This window comes from Pseudomonas sp. PB106, assembly GCF_009764645.1.
Taxonomy (GTDB): Bacteria; Pseudomonadota; Gammaproteobacteria; order Pseudomonadales; family Pseudomonadaceae; genus Aquipseudomonas.
The window spans coordinates 15,659-34,784 of record NZ_RWIM01000198.1 but is presented as its reverse complement, the minus strand read 5'-3'; the positions used below and the strand labels follow the sequence as shown (position 1 = coordinate 34,784).

18 protein-coding genes and 1 tRNA gene are annotated in these 19,126 nt (G+C 59.4%); 8 read left to right on the top strand and 11 right to left on the bottom strand.

The window, feature by feature from the left end; all coding sequences use genetic code 11:
- Position 1: 1 nt before the first annotated feature.
- Entirely contained in the window at positions 2-1,120 is a 1,119-nt protein-coding gene (locus tag EJA71_RS24695; protein ID WP_158960219.1) for an ABC transporter ATP-binding protein, read from the bottom strand.
- A gap of 226 nt (positions 1,121-1,346) precedes the next feature.
- Here EJA71_RS24695 and EJA71_RS24690 point away from each other — a divergent pair, with 226 nt between their 5' ends.
- Positions 1,347-2,249: a LysR substrate-binding domain-containing protein gene (locus tag EJA71_RS24690; RefSeq protein WP_158960217.1), complete on the top strand. Its 903-nt coding sequence runs from the start codon at positions 1,347-1,349 to the stop codon at positions 2,247-2,249.
- Here the strand turns inward: EJA71_RS24690 and EJA71_RS24685 are convergent.
- Positions 2,242-4,299, bottom strand: coding sequence for a methyl-accepting chemotaxis protein (locus EJA71_RS24685; protein ID WP_158960215.1), 2,058 nt, complete (start codon positions 4,297-4,299; stop codon positions 2,242-2,244). The two genes, EJA71_RS24690 and EJA71_RS24685, sit on opposite strands and share 8 nt — an antisense overlap.
- 428 nt (positions 4,300-4,727) lie before the next feature.
- Here EJA71_RS24685 and EJA71_RS24680 point away from each other — a divergent pair, with 428 nt between their 5' ends.
- Positions 4,728-5,945, top strand: coding sequence for an MFS transporter (locus EJA71_RS24680; protein ID WP_158960214.1), 1,218 nt, complete (start codon positions 4,728-4,730; stop codon positions 5,943-5,945).
- A gap of 182 nt (positions 5,946-6,127) precedes the next feature.
- Here EJA71_RS24680 and ychF read toward each other — a convergent pair whose 3' ends face one another.
- From ychF to EJA71_RS24640, 8 genes are all read right to left on the bottom strand, one after another.
- Positions 6,128-7,228, bottom strand: coding sequence for a redox-regulated ATPase YchF (ychF, locus tag EJA71_RS24675; RefSeq protein WP_007912904.1), 1,101 nt, complete (start codon positions 7,226-7,228; stop codon positions 6,128-6,130).
- Between the two features lie 22 nt (positions 7,229-7,250).
- Complete coding sequence (gene pth / locus EJA71_RS24670; protein ID WP_008079560.1) at positions 7,251-7,835, bottom strand: aminoacyl-tRNA hydrolase; 585 nt, start codon at positions 7,833-7,835, stop codon at positions 7,251-7,253.
- A 171-nt stretch (positions 7,836-8,006) separates the two neighbouring features.
- Positions 8,007-8,606 (bottom strand): 50S ribosomal protein L25/general stress protein Ctc, encoded by a 600-nt coding sequence (locus EJA71_RS24665; protein WP_064387646.1) that lies wholly within the window; start codon positions 8,604-8,606, stop codon positions 8,007-8,009.
- Between the two features lie 141 nt (positions 8,607-8,747).
- Positions 8,748-9,689, bottom strand: coding sequence for a ribose-phosphate pyrophosphokinase (locus EJA71_RS24660; RefSeq protein WP_003171603.1), 942 nt, complete (start codon positions 9,687-9,689; stop codon positions 8,748-8,750).
- 45 nt (positions 9,690-9,734) lie between these two features.
- A tRNA-Gln gene (locus EJA71_RS24655) sits at positions 9,735-9,809 on the bottom strand.
- Between the two features lie 36 nt (positions 9,810-9,845).
- On the bottom strand, positions 9,846-10,697 hold the full coding sequence (ispE, locus tag EJA71_RS24650; protein WP_158960212.1) for a 4-(cytidine 5'-diphospho)-2-C-methyl-D-erythritol kinase: 852 nt from the start codon (positions 10,695-10,697) through the stop codon (positions 9,846-9,848).
- Positions 10,698-10,700: 3 nt separating this feature from the next.
- Positions 10,701-11,318, bottom strand: coding sequence for a lipoprotein insertase outer membrane protein LolB (gene lolB / locus EJA71_RS24645; protein WP_053123767.1), 618 nt, complete (start codon positions 11,316-11,318; stop codon positions 10,701-10,703).
- A 3-nt stretch (positions 11,319-11,321) separates the two neighbouring features.
- Positions 11,322-13,046, bottom strand: coding sequence for a tetratricopeptide repeat protein (locus EJA71_RS24640; RefSeq protein WP_158960210.1), 1,725 nt, complete (start codon positions 13,044-13,046; stop codon positions 11,322-11,324).
- A gap of 273 nt (positions 13,047-13,319) precedes the next feature.
- Here EJA71_RS24640 and hemA point away from each other — a divergent pair, with 273 nt between their 5' ends.
- The 6 genes from hemA (at position 13,320) to EJA71_RS24610 (ending at position 18,680) form a co-directional block, all read left to right on the top strand.
- Positions 13,320-14,606 carry a glutamyl-tRNA reductase gene (gene hemA, locus EJA71_RS24635; RefSeq protein WP_007951716.1) on the top strand — a complete coding sequence of 429 codons (1,287 nt, stop codon included), beginning with the start codon at positions 13,320-13,322 and terminating at the stop codon, positions 14,604-14,606.
- Positions 14,603-15,685, top strand: coding sequence for a peptide chain release factor 1 (prfA, locus tag EJA71_RS24630; RefSeq protein ID WP_158960208.1), 1,083 nt, complete (start codon positions 14,603-14,605; stop codon positions 15,683-15,685). Before hemA ends, prfA begins: the two co-directional genes overlap by 4 nt.
- Positions 15,686-16,516: a peptide chain release factor N(5)-glutamine methyltransferase gene (gene prmC / locus EJA71_RS24625; RefSeq protein ID WP_158960206.1), complete on the top strand. Its 831-nt coding sequence runs from the start codon at positions 15,686-15,688 to the stop codon at positions 16,514-16,516.
- Entirely contained in the window at positions 16,510-17,265 is a 756-nt protein-coding gene (locus tag EJA71_RS24620; RefSeq protein WP_158960204.1) for a molybdopterin-synthase adenylyltransferase MoeB, read from the top strand. The genes prmC and EJA71_RS24620 overlap by 7 nt, the downstream gene beginning before the upstream one ends.
- Positions 17,258-18,049: a glutamate racemase gene (gene murI, locus EJA71_RS24615; protein ID WP_158960202.1), complete on the top strand. Its 792-nt coding sequence runs from the start codon at positions 17,258-17,260 to the stop codon at positions 18,047-18,049. The genes EJA71_RS24620 and murI overlap by 8 nt, the downstream gene beginning before the upstream one ends.
- A 112-nt stretch (positions 18,050-18,161) precedes the next feature.
- Positions 18,162-18,680: an acyloxyacyl hydrolase gene (locus EJA71_RS24610; protein ID WP_158960201.1), complete on the top strand. Its 519-nt coding sequence runs from the start codon at positions 18,162-18,164 to the stop codon at positions 18,678-18,680.
- Positions 18,681-18,775: 95 nt separating this feature from the next.
- Here EJA71_RS24610 and EJA71_RS24605 read toward each other — a convergent pair whose 3' ends face one another.
- Entirely contained in the window at positions 18,776-19,081 is a 306-nt protein-coding gene (locus EJA71_RS24605) for a YkgJ family cysteine cluster protein (RefSeq protein ID WP_158960199.1), read from the bottom strand.
- Positions 19,082-19,126 lie beyond the last annotated feature (45 nt).

The window sequence follows — 19,126 nt, the reverse complement described above, 5'->3', positions numbered from 1 at the left end:
CTCAATCGTGCAGGACGCTGGCGCTGCCCTGGTCGAACAACAGACCGGCCTGGGAGCCGACGGCAAAGCGCTGGCTCTGGTCGACGCAGTTGGGCGTACGCACGGTGAGGCGCGAACCGTCGCTGAGGCTGACCTGATATTGCAGATCGGTGCCCAGATAGATCTGCGCTTCGATCCGACACGGCAGCGCGGTTTCGGTAGCCGCTGGCACCAGATGCAAACGCTCGGGACGTACCGACAAGGTCACGTTGGCGCCGACCTGCAGATCGCTGCACGGTTGCGCGGGCAGCGGATGCCCGGCAGGCCCGGCGAACCAAGCCTTCCCGTCCTCTACACGAGTGACGGTGCCTTCAATGAAATTGGTTTCGCCGATGAAATCAGCAACGAAGCGATTACGCGGGCGTTCGTAGATATCTTCAGGCCGGCCGACCTGCTGCACTTCGCCTTCGGAAAGTACGGCGATGCGGTCGGACATGGTCAGCGCTTCTTCCTGGTCGTGGGTGACGAAGATGAAGGTGATGCCGGTCTTGGCCTGGATGGTTTTCAACTCTTCGCGCATGGCCTGGCGCAGCTTGAGATCAAGCGCGGAAAGCGGTTCATCGAGCAACAGCACTTTCGGATGCGGCGCCAACGCGCGGGCGAGGGCGACACGTTGTTGCTGACCGCCAGATAATTGCGCCGGTTTGCGGTTGGCAAAGCGTTCCATCTGCACCAGCGCCAACATCTCGCGCACACGCTCGGCGATTTGCGCCTTGGTCAGGACTTTGCCCATCGGATGCGATTCGAGGCCGAAGGCCAGGTTCTCGGCGATGGTCATGTGCGGGAACAACGCGTAATGCTGAAACACCGTATTGACCGGGCGCTGGAACGGCGGGCGGTCAGCGATGTTTTCGCCGTAGAGGAGGATTTCGCCTTCGGTGGGAAATTCGAAACCGGCGATCATCCGCAGCAGCGTGGTCTTGCCGCAGCCGGAAGGGCCGAGAAGGGTGAAGAATTCGTTGTCGCGGATGTCCAGATCGATGCTTTTCAGCGCCACCGGGCCTGTGTGCGGATCACCGTAAACCTTGCGCACTGAGCGGATCGAGACCGCCAGCGTTTGCAGCGAATGCAGGGCATTCATGCGTTACCTCCGATTCCCCCATCGCCTGCGACTCGCTGTGAAAAGCGTGGTCGGCGGGCCATGGATATTATTTTTTTGGGCAGGATCGAGATTGCGTTCGGGTGTGAAACCAGCTGTTTTTTTATTCTGCTGTGGCTCGATTATCAGCCAGGGCTTGCGCGCCGCGACACTTCAATTTAAACATGGCAGGTGTTAGTTAATTTAACAGCCGAAGGTGCCAGGAATCATGCCCGACCACCGTTTGCCGCCGCTCAACGCGGTGCGTGCCTTTGATGCCGCCGCCCGTTTGGGCAGCTATGTCGAAGCCTCGAAAGCCCTGCACGTGACCCAGCCTGCGATTGGCCGCCATGTGAAATTGCTCGAGGACTGGTTGGGCATTCAACTGTTCGAGCGTACCTCGCGCGGGGTCAATCTGACGCCGGCGGGGGAGAAGTACCACCGCAAGATCAGCGCCGCTTTGCAGTTGATCATCGAAGCGGGCAAAGAGGCGCAGCCCAAGGACGCCGAACGGTGGTTGCGGATCATGGTGGTGCCCGGTTTCGCCAAGCGCTGGTTGATGCCTCGGATCGAAGCACTGCGGCATCTGCGTCCGGGATTGAAACTGGCGATCGAGCCGAATTCGACCTTTACCGAAGTCGATGGCAAGAGCGCGGATCTGGGCATCGTCTACGGCCTCGACGGGCAATATGCCGACTCGCGGGAAGCGCTGATTTGCCCTCGGGTTTTTCCGATCTGCACGCCGGCGTATCTGGCCAGCATCGCACCGATCAACGGCCCGGCTGATCTGGTCAGGCACGACTTGATCCACGTCGATGACGGCGAATGGTGGAACCTGTGGTTCGCCGCGCACGACCTCGATATCCACCTCAATTCCGACATGCTCTACGTCAACAATGACCACGCGCTGTCAGTCGCCGAGAGCGGGCAGGGCATCGCACTGGCCAACGAGGTGCTGGTGCGCCATGAACTGGCCAGCGGCAAACTGGTGCGCGCGGTTGACGCGCAAGTGAAGCTGGAGAGCTATCGGGTGCTGACGCCGTCCGCCGAGCTCTCGGCGGATGTGGCGTGGTTTATTCAATGGCTCAAGGCTGAGCTGGAAGCGGACTTCCCCGAGGCCGTGATCAACTGAGACGGAACCGCGCGGTGTTGTCGCTCAGTGCCTTGCTGCCCTGGCTGAGGGTGTCTGCCGCCAGATTTACCGCCCGTGCGCCTTCAAGCAAACGTACGGCGGCCTGATCGACCTGTTGGATATTGCCGCTGACTTCGTCGGCGGTGCTCGCTTGCTCTTCAACTGCCGTGGCGATCTGCGCCAGGGTGTCGGTGACACTCTGCACAGCGCTGGCGATTTCACCGAGGCGTTCACCGAGACCGGTGACTGAGTCGGCATCGGTTTGCGCCTGACCGCACGCGGCTTCCATCAGACTGACGGCTTCGTTGACCGTCGCGCGCAAGCTGTCGACTGTGCCGGCAATCTGCGCGGTGGACGACTGCGTACGTTGCGACAGGCTGCGCACCTCATCAGCGACCACGGCAAAACCGCGTCCCTGTTCACCAGCGCGTGCCGCTTCGATGGCCGCGTTGAGCGCGAGCAGATTGGTCTGTTCGGCGACCCCGCGAATGGTGTCGACCACCAATTGAATCTGCTGGCCTTGCTCGCTGACTCGACCGAGTGCCGCTGCTGTGTCGTTCAAGCGCTGATTGAGCTGCTGAATGCTCGCCGTGGTGCGTTGGCTGTCACGGCTGCTGTCGGCGGCGATGCGTCGGGTGTGCTGAGCGCTGCCCGAGGCCTGCTCGCAACTCTGCGCGACGCCTTGCGAAGTCGCGGCCAATTGCGTGGCGGCTGCGGCGATCTGGCTGATCTGCAACTGCTGCGCCTCGACTTCGCCGAGGGCGCCGCTGGAATGTTCGTTGAGGCTGCGCACGGCGTTGCTCAGTTGCGAGGTCTCGTGATCGACACCGAGCATGCTGCTGCGCAGTTGCACCACGGCAACGTTGAGTGCGGTGCTGATCGCCGCCAACTCATCGCGGCCCACCACCGGCACTTGCAGACTCAGGTTGCCGTCGCGCAGGGCTTCCGCCAGCAAGGTGATGCCGCTGGCACTGCGGCGGATCGAGGCTTGCAGGCAGACAAACAGATACAGCGCTGCGAGCAGCAGGCAACCGAAGATCGCCGCGACGAGGATGAACTGACGGATCGCCGAGCTGTGGTAGGCGTCGAGGCGCTGATCCAGCGATACCAGCGATTGCTGGCGCAGGGCGGCGAGGTCGGTCAATAAGGCGTCGAGATTGCGTTCAAAGTCGTCCGGCTTGAGCGTGATGCTGCCGCCGAACACGCCGTCGTCGAGCACCTTCAAGCCGCTGTCGAGGCGTTTCAGGCTGTCGTGGTATTGGCTCGCCCAGCTCTGCTGATCTTTCGGCAGGCGTGCTTCGAGCAGCGTGGCGGTTTTCACCAGTTGCTCGCGGGCATCGCCAATGCGGCTGCGCAAGTCGCGCAACTGCAAACGGCTTTGCAGGGTGAATTGACCGGAGACCACCGAGGCCTGGCCGACCGCAGCGAGGCGTCCGACCCGCTCGATCAGGTCGGGTGCGTGCTGTGTCGAGATCTGTGTCAGCAGGTAGGTTTCCAGCCACGGCGCGAGGGTCAGGCGGTTGTCCATGACGATCTGCTCGCGCAACGCTTGCAGGGCGCTGAGGGCGTTGGTGAAGCGGTCGTAGCCGTCCGGCCACCAACCGACACTGCTGAGGCTTTTCGAATCCAATCCGTTCAGTGCAGTTTGCAGCGCCTGATAGCGGGTGAGGGTTTCGCCTTCCGCGCCTTCGTTTTTCAGGGCGTTGCCCAAATCCGCGGTGGCTTGCACCGCCGCCGGTTGCACCGCGTCGAACGCGCCCATGGCGGCGAGGGTCGCGGGCGTCGGCTGACGATTGGTTTCGGTGGCGCGCCAGCGGGCGGCGCGATCACGTTGCGCAGCGAGCAGGTTGTCCAGCGCATCCAGCGCGAGCAATTGACGCACGCCGGCACGTTCGCCGGAAATCAGATTGAGCTTGTCGCGATAGTCCTGGCCGATCATCAACAGGCTGCCGGCCAACGGCAGGATGAACAACAGAAACAACAACTGGAATTTACCCGCGAAGCCAAACCGCCCCAGCAATTTGATCCCCGGTGAAAGGAAAGCCTGCATGCCCCATGACTCCTCTGGACACCACGCACCATTGGCGTGCATCGCGGTCGTTCGACGTTGATGTTGTGCCCTGCTAAAAGGCCTCGAAAGTTCCCTCTCGCCCGCTCTGTAGGCCGGCTCTGTAGCGAAACTTCCCATTGTCGGTGCCCTTTGTAAGGGCGCCGCGTTCAAGGGAAGTAGCAAGGCAAGATTCAGACCATGGCGTTGCGCTATCACCTATCCCATGTAGGAGCTGCCGCAGGCTGCGATCTTTTGATCTTTGTTTTTAGGATCAAGATCAAAAGATCGCAGCCTTCGGCAGCTCCTACAGGGATTGATCGGTGATTCAGTTGGTTAGTTAGCTGGCTAAGGGGATGGCGCAGGCGCACTGAAAAATGGCACATTGACGCACCTGCCTGCGTGCACCCATCTGCTGTCCGGAAACTTCCATGGCTATCAGCAACGTTCAGACCGCCGCTGCCTCGGCGTCGACTGCTCCTCAAAGCAGCCCATTGGTGATGCGTATCATCGGCGCGGTCGCGCTGGCGCATTTGATCAACGACCTGATCCAGTCGGTTTTGCCATCGATCTATCCGATGCTCAAGGCCAACTACGGCCTGACATTCACTCAGGTCGGCCTGATCACTTTGACCTTCCAACTGACCGCATCGCTGTTGCAGCCATGGGTCGGTTATCACACTGATCGTCATCCGAAACCGTGGCTGTTGCCGGCCGGTTCCATTTGCACGCTGATTGGCATCGTGATGATGTCGATGGTCGGCAGTTTCCCGATGATTTTGCTGGCGGCGGCGCTGATCGGTATCGGCTCCTCGACGTTCCACCCCGAGGCTTCGCGGATTGCGCGGCTGGCTTCCGGTGGACGCTTTGGTCTGGCGCAGTCGACCTTCCAGGTCGGTGGTAACGCCGGCTCCGCGTTCGGCCCGTTGCTGGCAGCGGCGATCATCATTCCGTTCGGCCAGGGCAACGTGGCGTGGTTCGGTTTGTTCGCGGTGTTTGCGCTATTCGTGCTGTACCGCATCAGCCGCTGGTATGCCCATCACTTGAATCTGTTCAAGCTCAAGGCCGGTCAGGCAGCGACTCACGGGCTGTCGAAGGGTAGGGTGATCAGTGCGTTGGTGGTGCTGGGGCTGTTGGTGTTTTCCAAGTATTTCTACATGGCCAGCCTGACCAGTTACTTCACGTTCTATCTGATCGAGAAGTTCGACCTGTCGGTCGCCAGTTCGCAGCTGCACTTGTTCCTGTTCCTCGGTGCGGTAGCGGCGGGGACCTTCTTCGGCGGGCCGATTGGCGACAAGATCGGGCGTAAGGCGGTGATCTGGTTCTCGATCCTCGGCGTGGCGCCGTTCACATTGCTGATGCCTCACGTCGATCTGTTCTGGACCACTGTCCTCAGCGTGGTAATTGGCTTCATTCTGGCTTCGGCGTTCTCGGCGATCGTGGTTTACGCGCAGGAACTGGTGCCGGGCAATGTCGGAATGATTGCCGGGGTGTTCTTCGGTTTGATGTTTGGTTTCGGCGGGATTGGCGCGGCGCTGCTGGGGCATCTGGCGGATATTCACGGGATTGAGTACGTGTATTTCCTGTGTTCGTTCTTGCCGTTGTTTGGCGTGTTGGCGATTTTCCTGCCGCGGACCAAAAAGGCCTGACGTCACACGACTCAAACTGTGGGAGCGAGCTTGCTCGCGAATGCGGTGTGTCATCCGCAGAGATGTGACTGGCACTCCCTCTTCGCGAGCAAGCTCGCTCCCACAGGGGAACTATCTACAACAGTAAATTTCAGGCACAAAAAAGCCGCGTATCAAACGCGGCTTTTTCTTGGGCGTGTCGCTTACACGTTGAAGCGGAAGTGCATCACGTCGCCGTCTTTGACGATGTAATCCTTGCCTTCCAGACGCCATTTACCGGCTTCTTTGGTACCGGCTTCGCCCTTGTACTGGATGAAGTCGTTGTAGGCGATCACTTCGGCGCGGATGAAGCCTTTTTCGAAGTCAGTGTGGATCACGCCGGCAGCCTGAGGTGCGGTGGCACCGACTTTGACGGTCCAGGCGCGGACTTCCTCGACACCGGCGGTGAAGTAGGTCTGAAGGTGCAGCATTTCGTAGCCAGCGCGGATCACGCGGTTCAGGCCAGGCTCTTCCAGGCCCAGAGCCTCGAGGAACATGTCCTTTTCTTCGCCGTCATCGAGCTCGGCGATTTCTGCTTCGATCTTGTTGCAGACCGGAACAACCATGGCGCCTTCTTCTTCGGCGATGGCGCGAACCACGTCCAGGTGCGGGTTGTTCTCGAAACCGTCTTCAGCGACGTTGGCGATGTACATGACCGGTTTGGTGGTCAGCAGGTGGAAACCCTTGATCACTGCTTTTTCGTCAGCGCTCATGTTTTTCATCAGGCTGCGTGCCGGCTTGGCTTCGGTGAAGTGTGCGATCAGTTGCTCCAGCAGAGCCTTCTGAACCACGGCGTCCTTGTCACCGCCCTTGGCGTTGCGCGCGACTTTCTGCAGTTGCTTCTCGCAGCTGTCGAGGTCGGCGAAGATCAGTTCCAGATCGATGATTTCGATGTCGCGTTTCGGGTCAACGCTGTTGGAAACGTGGATCACGTTTTCGTCTTCGAAGCAGCGCACGACGTGGGCGATCGCGTCGGTTTCGCGGATGTTGGCGAGGAACTTGTTGCCCAGGCCTTCACCTTTCGAGGCGCCGGCCACCAGGCCTGCGATGTCGACGAATTCCATGGTGGTCGGCAGGATGCGCTTTGGATTGACGATGGCCGCCAATGCTTCGAGGCGTGGATCCGGCATCGGCACGATGCCGCTGTTCGGCTCGATGGTGCAGAAGGGGAAGTTCTCGGCCGCGATACCGGATTTGGTCAGGGCGTTGAACAGGGTGGACTTGCCGACGTTAGGCAGGCCGACGATGCCGCAATTGAATCCCATGGTGTTTCCCCTCGGAGTAGAGTCAGGCCTTCTGGCTGTGCAGGTTTTTCATCGCGCGGTTCCATTCACCGGCGAGGATATCCGGCAGCACGCCGAGGGCAAAGTCGATGCTGGCATCGAGTTTTTCCTGTTCGGCGCGTGGCGCACGACCCAGGACGAAATTTGAAACCATACTGGCGACGCCCGGGTGGCCGATGCCAAGCCGCAGGCGGTAGAACGTATTCTGATTGCCCAGTTGCGCAATGATGTCGCGCAACCCGTTGTGACCGCCATGGCCGCCGCCCTGCTTGAGCTTGGCAACGCCCGGAGGCAAGTCGAGTTCGTCATGCGCCACGAGGATTTCTTCAGGCTTGATGCGGAAGAAACCGGCGAGTGCCGCCACGGCCTGGCCGCTGCGGTTCATGTAGGTGGTGGGAATCAGCAGACGAACATCCTGACCCTGGTGCGAATAGCGCCCGGTCAGGCCGAAATATTTGCGATCGGCCACAAGATTCACGTTCTGTGCGTGGGCGATGCGCTCAACAAAAAGGGCCCCTGCGTTATGCCGGGTCTGGTCGTATTCGGCGCCTGGATTTCCCAGGCCAACGATCAGTTTGATGGCAGTCACGATAGGGGCCCTTCCTTAGAGTGGTGAGTAACATCGCCGCGATCAGGAAAAGCGGCGAAAGTGGACGAAAAATGCTCATTTACCATGGATGTAAACTCCGCGTTCTCGCCCGCTTTCTCGCTACGTTCCAGTCCGCGATGTTACTTGCTCACTCAGGCTGAACAGAGTGAATTACTCTGCTGCGCCTTCTTCAGCTTCTGGAGCAACGCGTGGAGCGTGTACGTTTGCAACAGCTTTGTCGTCACCGTGAGCCAGTGCAACGAACTCAACGCCTTTAGGGGCTTTGAGGTCGGACAGGTGAACGATTGCGCCGATTTCCAGAGCCGACAGGTCGACTTCGATGAACTCAGGCAGATCTTTCGGCAGGCAAGTTACTTCGATTTCGTTCAGGACGTGCGAGATCTCGCCGCCTTTCTTGATCGGAGCTTCTTCACCAACAAAGTGCACAGGCACGATAGCGGTCAGTTTCTGGCCGGCTACGACGCGTACGAAGTCAGCGTGCAGGACGTGACCCTTGGACGGGTGACGTTGCAGAGCTTTGATGATGACGTTCTGCTTTTTGCCGCCAACGTTCAGTTCGATAACGTGGCTGTAGGCAGCATCGTTTTCGAGCAGTTTGGCAACTTCTTTGGCCAGCATGCTGATGGATTCAGGGGCTTTTTCGCCACCGTAAACAACAGCTGGAACCAGAGCGGCGAGACGACGCAGGCGGCGGCTCGCACCTTTCCCCAGGTCGGAACGCACTTCAGCATTCAGAGTAAAATCGTTCATTTTGTATCTCCAAAATAGCCATGACCGAGTGGCGTTTGCGACCAGCGCCGAACACGGTATGGGCAAAAAAGCCCCGCCCCGGCAGGAATGCCGGGGCGGGGCGCTTTTCGTCAACGAGACATTTCGAGAAGGGCAGGGCCCTTAACGGAACATCGCGCTGATCGATTCTTCATTGCTGATGCGGCGAACCGCTTCGGCAACTACCGGTGCGATATCCAGTTGACGGATACGTGCACAGGCTTGTGCTGCAGCGGACAGCGGGATGGTGTTAGTCACCACCAGCTCGTCCAGCACGGAATTTTCGATATTCTCGATGGCCCGACCCGACAGCACAGGGTGTGTGCAGTAGGCAAAGACCTTGGCTGCGCCATGCTCTTTCAGGGCCTTGGCCGCGTGGCACAGAGTGCCGGCGGTATCGACCATGTCATCGACCAGAATGCAGGTACGCCCTTCGACATCACCGATGATATGCATCACTTCAGAGTGATTGGCTTTCTCACGGCGTTTGTCGATGATCCCGAGGTCCACGCCCAGGGATTTGGCAACGGCACGTGCACGCACGACGCCACCAATGTCCGGGGACACGATCATCAGGTTTTCGAAGCGCTGATCTTCAATGTCATCCACCAGAACCGGGGAGCCGTAGATGTTATCTACCGGAATATCGAAGAAACCCTGAATCTGGTCAGCATGCAGATCAACCGTGAGAACACGGTCGATGCCGACTACGGTAAGCATGTCAGCAACGACTTTCGCGCTGATAGCCACACGTGCGGAACGCGGACGGCGATCCTGACGGGCATAACCAAAATAAGGAATAACAGCAGTGATACGAGTAGCCGAGGAGCGGCGGAAGGCATCAGCCATCACTACCAGTTCCATCAGGTTATCGTTGGTCGGGGCGCAAGTCGGCTGAATAATGAAAACGTCTTTACCGCGAACGTTTTCATTGATCTCGGCTGTAATTTCGCCGTCGGAGAATTTACCGACAGAGATGTCACCGAGAGGGATATGCAGCTGACGTACAACACGCCGAGCCAGATCGGGGTTAGCGTTCCCCGTAAAGACCATCATCTTGGACACGCGCAGTACCTAGAGGCTGAGGGTAACCTGGATGAGTATAGAAAATGGCAGGGGCGGCTGGATTCGAACCAACGCATGGCAGGATCAAAACCTGCTGCCTTACCGCTTGGCGACGCCCCTGTATCTGTTGCATCAAGTGCCGTGCACTTGGTTCCTCTAGAGCAGAATTTGCAACTTGCGGTGCAACATCGAAACGTTGCTGCCTTTGGCTACAAACCCTGTAAGGGTCTCTGTCAGAAGGGCCGAGACTTTATCAGCTTCAGCTTTGCTTGGGAAGCCCCCAAACACACAACTTCCAGTTCCGGTGAGCTTTGCTTCGGTAAATTTACCTAACAAATCCAATGCGTTACGTACTTCTGGATAACGCCTTGCAACCACCGGCAAGCAGTCATTTCGACTGTTTCCCTCGGGAACGGGGCGCACTTTAATGGGCGGCGTGTTACGTGTCAACAAAGGATCTGAAAAAATTTCTGCCGTACTAACAGAGACTTGCGGCACGAGCACCAGATACCACGGTTCTTCGGGATCGACCGGGGTGAGTTTCTCGCCTACACCCTCGGCGAAAGCCGCGTGACCACGGACGAAAACCGGTACGTCGGCACCCAGCGAAAGGCCCAGTGCGGCCAGGCGATCTTCGTCCCAACCCAGTTGCCACAAATGATTCAGGCCGAGCAATGTGGTCGCCGCATTCGAACTGCCGCCACCGATGCCGCCGCCCATGGGCAGCACTTTATCGATCCAGATGTCGATGCCGAGCGCGCAACCGGACTGTTGCTGAAGCATTTTCGCTGCGCGCACGATCAGGTTGCTGTCATGCGGCACGCCGGCGAATTCGGTGTGCAACTGAATCACGCCGTCATCACGTACGGCAAACGTGATTTCGTCGCCGTAATCGACAAACTGAAACAGTGTCTGCAACTCGTGGTAACCGTCTTCACGGCGGCCAAGAATGTGCAGCATCAGGTTGAGTTTGGCCGGCGAGGGCAGGGTCAGGCGTGCAGCGGTCATGCTTTATTGCCCCAACTTGCGCGGTTGCCAGGTCTTGATCACCAGCGTCACATCTAGGTCGGTGCCGTGCAGCTTGATGCGCTCGGGCAACCAGTAACCGTTTTGCTCGGTGTACGCGGTGTATTCAACTTTCCAGCCATCCTGTTCCAGGCTAGCCAGACGGCTGTCGGCGTCGAGGTTCAGGCGGCTTTTAGTGTCCGGAGCCGGCAAACCACGTACCCACCAGGCCAGATTCGACACCGGCAATTTCCAGCCAAGCTGCTCTTCGAGCAAGGCTTCCGGCGATTGCGATTCATAGCGACCCTGGTTGGCGACTTCCAGCGAGACCTTGCCCGGACGCCCGGTCAAACGCGCCGCGCCACGACCCAACGGGCCGGACAGACGAATGTCGTAATAGTCCTGACGTTGCAGCCAGAACAGCGTGCCGCTACCGGAATCTTTCGGTGCGCGGATGCCGATCTTGCCGTCGATCTGCCAGCCGTCGAGGCCGGTCAGTTGCTGTTTGTTCGCGGCCCATTGAGCCGGGCTGCCATGGCCCTCGACCGATTCGCGAGTGCCGAAACCCGAGCAGCCGGCGAGCAGGGCGATGAAGCTGAAAACAATAACGTGGCGCAAAAACATGGGTTAAAGAGTCTCGGATCCGGTCAGGCGCTTGATGGTGCTGCGCAGAATGGTGCTGTCGGGCTGATCCTTGAGGAATTTGCCCCAGACTTGTTTGGCTTCGCGCTGGTTGCCCTTGACCCACAGTACTTCGCCCAAGTGAGCGGCGACTTCGTGATCAGGGAAACGCTCCAGCGCCTGCCGCAGATATTTCTCGGCGTCGTCCAGATTGCCCATGCGGAAATTCACCCAGCCAAGGCTGTCGAGGACCGCCGGGTCTTCCGGGTTGATCTGGTGCGCCTGCTCGATCAGCGCTTTGGCTTCAGCGTAGCGCGTGGTGCGGTCGGACAGGGTGTAGCCCAGAGCGTTCAGCGCCATGGCATTGTCCGGATCACGCTTGATGATCAGGCGCAGGTCTTTTTCCATCTGCCCGAGGTCATTGCGTTTTTCCGCGAGCATCGCCCGGGTGTAGAGCAGATTCAGATCATCCGGGTATTGCAGCAAGGCTTGCTGCAAGACTTTCCAGGCCTTGTCGTCCTGTTTGTTGGCCGACAGGGTTTCCGATTCGATCAGGTACAACTGAATCGCGTAATCCGGCTGTTCGTCACGCTGGGCGGCAAGTTTGCTCTGCGCTTCAGCGGTCTTGCCGTTGTTCATCAGGATATCGGCCTGACGCAATTGCGCTGGCAGATAATCGTTGCCCGGGCCGACTTGGGCGTATTCGATGAGCGCGCCTTGCGGATCGTTGCGTTCTTCGGCGATGCGACCGAGGTTCAGGTGCGCCGAATCGACGTGGCTTTCGCGGGCGATCAAGTCTTCCAGATAGCCCTTGGCCTCATCCCAGGCCTTGGCTTCGAGGCAGACGAGGGCCAGCGAGTAACGCAACTCGTCGTCTTCCGGGTATTGCTGAACCAGGCTGGAGAACTCGACCTTGGCGTCGTCCATGCGGTCTTGCTCGACCAGCATGCGCGCGTAAGTCAGGCGCAGGCGTTTGTCGTCCGGATACTTTTTGATGCTTTTTTGCAGCAACGGCAGCGCTTCGTCGCCACGGTTCAGCACCTGAAGCAGGCGGGCGCGCAGCAGGATCGGCGCGATCTCGCCGTCTTCCGGCGGATGGTCTTCGAGTAAGGTCAACGCCGCTTTATTGTCGCCGTCCTGTTGCAGCAGCAGGGCTTTGCCGAAAATCAGCTGACTGTTGTTCGGGTGGCGCTGCAACAACCGGTCAAAACTTTTCATCAGACCGTTGCGGGTTTCCTGATCGGTGTCAGCCGCGGACAGCGCGAGGAAGTCGAAATGGGTGTCGCCCTTGCCCTGCAGGACTTTCTCCATATAGACCATCGAGTCGTCGTAACGCCCGGCGCGGGCCAGTTGCACGGCGGCGGCGCGTTGCGCTTCGAGGTCGTCCGGGGCATTTTTCGCCCAGATCAGCGCGGTATCGAGGGCCGGTTGATCGGCGCCCAGATATTCGGCGATGCGGAAGGCGCGCTCGGAGACGCCCGGATCCTGCGTGTTGATGGCCTGGGTCACGTAGTTATCCAGAGCAATGTCGAAACGATTGCGCTGGCCGGCGAGTTCGGCGCTCAACAGACTGAAAACGGTTTCCTCGCTGAACGAGCTGTAAACCTTGGGCTTTTCAGGCGCGGGCGTGGTGTCTTCAACCGACGGCGTACCGTCCGGCGACACGGGTGCCAAGGCCTGGCAGCCGCTGAGGAAGACAAAAGCGAGGAGCAACGCGGAAGATCTATTCATATAGGAGAAGGACGACTAACCTGCGGTCGGATCATCATGACACAAGCCTTCGGCCAAACATAACCGTAGGAGCTGCCGAAGGCTGCGATCTTTTGATCTTGCTGGTGATTCGAAAAACCACAATCAAAAGATCGCAGCCTGCGGCAGCTCCTGCAATGAGCCAAATTGTGCCCATTATAGGGGCTGACGATTGGGACAATAGTCAGCGGTAGTTGTTCTGAATCTTTCGAAGTAGGACAATTGCCGGCTTCACGTCACCATCAGCGACCTTGAATGGCCTTCCTCGCACTCGGTATCAACCACAAGACTGCTTCAGTAGACGTCCGCGAGCGCGTGGCCTTTACGCCTGAGCAACTGGTGGAAGCCTTGCAGCAGCTCTGCCGACTGACCGACAGCCGCGAGGCTGCGATCCTCTCCACCTGCAATCGCAGTGAGCTTTATATAGAACAGGATCAGCTGTCGGCGGATATCGTGCTGCGCTGGCTGGCCGACTACCACCATTTAAGCCTCGATGAGCTGCGCGCAAGTGCTTATGTGCATGAAGATGATGCGGCAGTTCGTCACATGATGCGCGTCGCCTCCGGGCTCGACTCGCTGGTGCTGGGCGAACCGCAGATTCTCGGTCAGATGAAATCGGCCTACGCCGTGGCGCGCGAGGCCGGCACCATCGGCCCGTTGTTGGGGCGACTGTTTCAAGCGACGTTCAACGCCGCCAAGCAGGTGCGCACCGACACCGCGATCGGTGAAAACCCGGTGTCCGTGGCATTTGCTGCCGTCAGCCTGGCGAAACAGATTTTCAGTGATTTGCAACGCAGTCAGGCCTTGCTGATCGGCGCCGGCGAGACCATTACTCTGGTCGCCCGCCATTTACATGAGCTGGGCGTCAAGCGCATCGTCGTTGCCAACCGTACGCTCGAGCGCGCCAGCCTGTTGGCCGAGCAGTTCGGCGCCCACGCAGTTTTGCTGTCGGACATTCCGGCCGAACTGGTGCGCAGCGACATCGTCATCAGTTCGACCGCTAGTCAGTTGCCGATTCTGGGCAAGGGCGCGGTGGAAAGCGCGCTGAAGCTGCGCAAGCACAAACCGATCTTCATGGTCGACATCGCCGTTCCGCGCGACATCGAGCCAGAAGTCGGCGAGTTGGACGACGTTTACCTCTATAGCGTTGACGATCTGCATGAAGTGGTCGCCGAAAACCTCAAGAGCCGTCAGGGTGCAGCCCAGGCGGCGGAAGAGATGGTCTCGGTCGGCGCCGATGATTTCATGGTGCGCCTGCGCGAGCTGGCGGCGGTCGATGTGCTCAAGGCCTATCGTCAACAGAGCGAACGCCTGCGCGACGAGGAGCTGCAAAAAGCCCTGCGCCTGCTGGCCAACGGCGGTAATGCCGAAGACGTACTCGGGCAACTGGCCCGTGGCCTGACCAATAAACTGTTGCATGCGCCCAGCGTGCAACTGAAAAAGCTTTCTGCCGAAGGCCGCCTCGATGCGCTGGCCATGGCTCAGGAACTCTTTGCCCTTGAGGGCTCACCGGATAGCTTTTCGGATAAAAAACCGCAATGAAAGCGTCACTGCTCAATAAGCTGGATGTCCTCCAGGACCGTTTCGAGGAACTGACCGCGTTGCTCGGCGACGGCGAAGTCATTTCCGATCAAACCAAGTTCCGCGCCTATTCCAAGGAATACGCTGAACTTGAGCCGGTCGTGCAAGGCTATAAAAAGCTGCTCGGCGTACAAAGCGATCTTGAAGGCGCGCAGGCGCTGCTCAAGGACAGCGACCCGGACATGCGTGAAATGGCCGTGGAAGAAGTCCGCGAAGCCAAGGAATTGCTGATCACCCTGGAATCCGATCTGCAGCGCATGTTGCTGCCCAAGGATCCGAATGACGGGCGCAACGTCTTTCTCGAAATCCGCGCCGGCACCGGTGGCGATGAGGCGGCGATCTTCTCCGGCGACCTGTTCCGTATGTACTCGCGTTATGCCGAGCGTCGCGGCTGGCGCGTGGAAATCCTTTCGGAAAACGAAGGCGAACACGGTGGCTATAAAGAAGTCATCGCGCGCATTGAAGGCGACAACGTCTACGGCAAGCTGAAGTTCGAATCCGGTGCGCACCGCGTACAGCGCGTACCCGCCACCGAATCCCAAGGCCGTATCCACACCTCGGCGTGCACCGTGGCGGTGTTGCCCGAGCCGGACGAGCGCGAAGCCATCGAGATCAACCCGGCGGATTTGCGCGTCGACACGTTCCGCTCCTCCGGGGCGGGTGGTCAGCACGTCAATACCACCGACTCGGCAATCCGCATCACCCACATACCGACCGGCACCGTCGTCGAGTGCCAGGAAGAACGTTCCCAGCACAAGAACCGGGCGCGGGCGATGGCCTGGCTGTCGGCCAAGCTCAATGATCAGCAGACCGCAGCGGCGGCGAATGCCATCGCCAGCGAACGTAAATTGCTGGTCGGTTCCGGCGACCGTTCCGAGCGCATCCGCACCTACAACTTTGCTCAGGGCCGGGTCACCGACCATCGCGTCAACCTGACCCTGTACTCGCTGGATGAAATTCTCGCCGGTGGCGTTGAAGCAGTGATCGAGCCGTTGCTGGCCGAATACCAGGCGGACCAACTCGCCGCGATAGGTGAATAAATGACCATCATCGCCAGCCTGCTGCGCGCCGCTGAACTGCCGGACTCGCCCACCGCGCGTCTGGACGCCGAATTGCTTCTGGCGGCTGCGTTGGGCAAATCGCGCAGCTTTCTGCACACCTGGCCCGAGCGCATCGTGCCGAGTGAAGCGGCGCTGACCTTTGCCGACTACCTGCAACGTCGTCGTGGCGGTGAGCCGGTGGCCTACATTCTCGGTCAGCAGGGTTTCTGGAAACTCGATCTGGAAGTCGCGCCGCACACGCTGATCCCGCGCCCGGACACCGAACTGTTGGTGGAAGCGGCGCTGGAATTGCTCCCCGCGACTCCGGCCAAGGTGCTCGATCTCGGCACCGGCAGCGGCGCGATTGCCTTGGCGTTGGCCAGCGAGCGCCCAGCGTGGAAAGTCACCGCCGTGGATCGCGTGCTCGAAGCCGTGGCACTCGCTGAGCGCAATCGCCAGCGCCTGCATTTGAACAACGCCACGGTGCTGAGCAGCCATTGGTTCAGTGCGCTGGAAGGTCAGCGTTTTCAGTTGATCATCAGCAACCCGCCGTACATTGCCGCCGCCGATCCACATCTGGTCGAAGGCGATGTGCGCTTCGAACCGGCCAGTGCGTTGGTTGCCGGTGAAGACGGGCTCGACGATCTGCGTCTGATCGTCGCCCAGGCCCCGGATTATCTGGAGGCCGGTGGCTGGCTGATGCTCGAACATGGCTATGATCAAGCCGAAGCCGTGCGCGATCTGCTGCTGGCGCGCGGTTTCGAAGAAGTCCACAGCCGCACCGATCTGGGCGGCCATCAACGCATCAGTCTGGGGCGCTTGCCGTGCTGAATGATCAGGAGTTGCTGCGCTACAGCCGGCAGATTCTGCTGCAACACATCGACATCGATGGGCAGTTGAAGCTCAAGGACAGTCGCGTGCTGATCGTCGGTCTCGGCGGTCTCGGTGCGCCGGTGGCGTTGTATCTGGCGGCGGCGGGAGTCGGTGAGCTGCACTTGGCGGATTTCGACACAGTCGACCTGACCAACCTGCAACGCCAGATCATTCATGACACCGACAGCGTCGGCATGAGCAAGGTCGACTCGGCGCTCAAGCGTCTCGGCGCGATCAACCCCGAGATTCAACTGGTGGCCCATCGTCAGGCATTGGACGAGGACTCTCTCGCCGCAGCCGTGGCAGCGGTGGATCTGGTGCTCGACTGTTCCGATAATTTCTCCACCCGCGAAGCGGTCAACGCCGCGTGCGTGGCTGCGCAAAAGCCACTGGTCAGCGGCGCGGCGATTCGCCTTGAAGGACAGTTGTCGGTGTTCGACCCGCGCCGCTACGAGAGCCCGTGCTACCACTGTTTATATGGGCACGGCAGCGAAGCTGAACTGACGTGTAGCGAGGCCGGTGTAGTCGGGCCGCTGGTGGGGCTGGTCGGCAGCCTTCAGGCCTTGGAAGCGATGAAAGTGTTGGTCGGTTTTGGCGAACCTCTGGTCGGTCGCTTGTTGCTGATCGATGCCTTGGGTTCGCGTTTCCGTGAGCTGCGGGTCAAGCGTGATCCGGGTTGCAGCGTCTGTGGCCCGCGCCATGCGTGAAGCGCCCATCGGCGTATTCGATTCCGGCGTCGGCGGTTTGTCGGTCCTGGCAGAAATCCAGCGCTTGCTGCCCAATGAATCGCTGCTGTACGTCGCCGATTGCGGCCACATCCCCTACGGTGAGAAAACCCCGGAATTCATCCGTCAGCGCTGCAGCGTGATGGCCGGATTTTTCCGTGAACAGGGCGCCAAAGCGTTGGTGCTGGCGTGCAATACCGCGACCGTTGCCGGTGTGGCTGATTTGCGCCGTGATTTTCCCGACTGGCCGCTGGTCGGCATGGAACCGGCGGTCAAACCCGCAGCGGCCGCGACGCGCAGCGGTGTGGTCGGCGTGCTCGCCACCACCGGGACTTTGCAGAGCGCCAAGTTCGCCGCGCTGCTTGATCGCTTCGCCACTGACGTGCGAGTGATCACCCAGCCCTGTCCCGGTCTGGTCGAATTGATTGAGAGTGGCGATCTGCACAGCGCCGAGTTGCGCGCGTTGCTGCAAAGTTATGTCGACCCGCTGTTGGCCAGCGGTTGCGACACGATCATTCTCGGCTGTACCCACTATCCGTTTCTCAAGCCGATGCTCAAGTCGATGATCGCCGAGGACATCAGCCTGATCGATACCGGGGCCGCCGTGGCGCGGCAACTTCAGCGTTTGTTGGCGGAGCGCGATTTGCTCGCTGGCGGCCCGAACCAGTCGGTCAGATTCTGGACCAGTGCCGATCCGCAGTACTTTAAGAACATCCTGCCGCTACTTGGGCAAACAGCAGGCGAAGTGCAAAAATTCAGCTTGTAAAAAAAATGTGAAATAACTAAAAAATGAGCTGAACTTCTGAGCAAGCGCTAGCTTCTATAGCGATGAGTTATCTAGAAAACCAAACGATCGTTCCGGAAAAGGAAGTTTCAAAGTGAAGCGACTATTCTGCTTGGCCGCGATTGCGGCCGCACTGATGGGGCAAAGTATTACCGCGCAAGCTGCAGGTGTTGAATTTGCAGTGGGTGCAACCAGCGATTCGACCATGACTTACCGCTTGGGCATGAATTTCGATTGGGACAAGAGCTGGCTGCAGAGCGACGTCGGTCGCCTGACCGGTTACTGGAGCGGTGCCTACACCTATTGGGAAGGTGACAAGACCTCCAGCAACAACAGCCTGTCGTTCTCGCCGGTGTTTGTTTACGAGTTTGCCGGTCAGTCGGTCAAACCGTATATCGAAGCGGGTATTGGTGTGGCTGCGTTCTCCAACACCAAGTATGAAAGTAATAACATCGGCGGTTCCTTCCAGTTCGAAGACCGTCTCGGTTTCGGTCTGCGCTTCAATGGCGGGCATGAAGTCGGGATTCGTGCGACGCACTATTCCAACGCCGGCCTGGCCAGTGATAACGACGGCGTAGAAAGTTACGCGCTGCACTACACCATGCCGTTGTAAGCCAGATCAAAAGATCGCAGCCTTCGGCAGCTCCTACATGGGATCGCGTTTCACCTGTAGGAGCTGCCGAAGGCTGCGATCTTTTGTTTTTGGGATCAGCGGTAGGCAGTGCTGATGCCCTGGCGCTCTTCAATGCACTCCGGTGCACCCATCTCGAACTCGCGGCAGATCAGCGGACGTTTTTCGTAAATCGTGCACATCATCGTGTCGCGGTCCAGCGCCGCGCACCAACCGTCGTCCAGACGCAGCATCACTTCGCCGCCCCAGTCATCGGTATCGATAAAGCGATCCGGCACACCGGTGTCGGTGATCAGCATCACTTCGAGCTGGCAGCAGCACGCCGCGCAGGTCGAACACGTGACCGCAGGCTCGCTGATTTGCTGGTGGGGAATGGTTTTCATGGCGGCAGTGTAAGGCAGTCGCCGAGTTGCGTGTGAAAGCTCTGA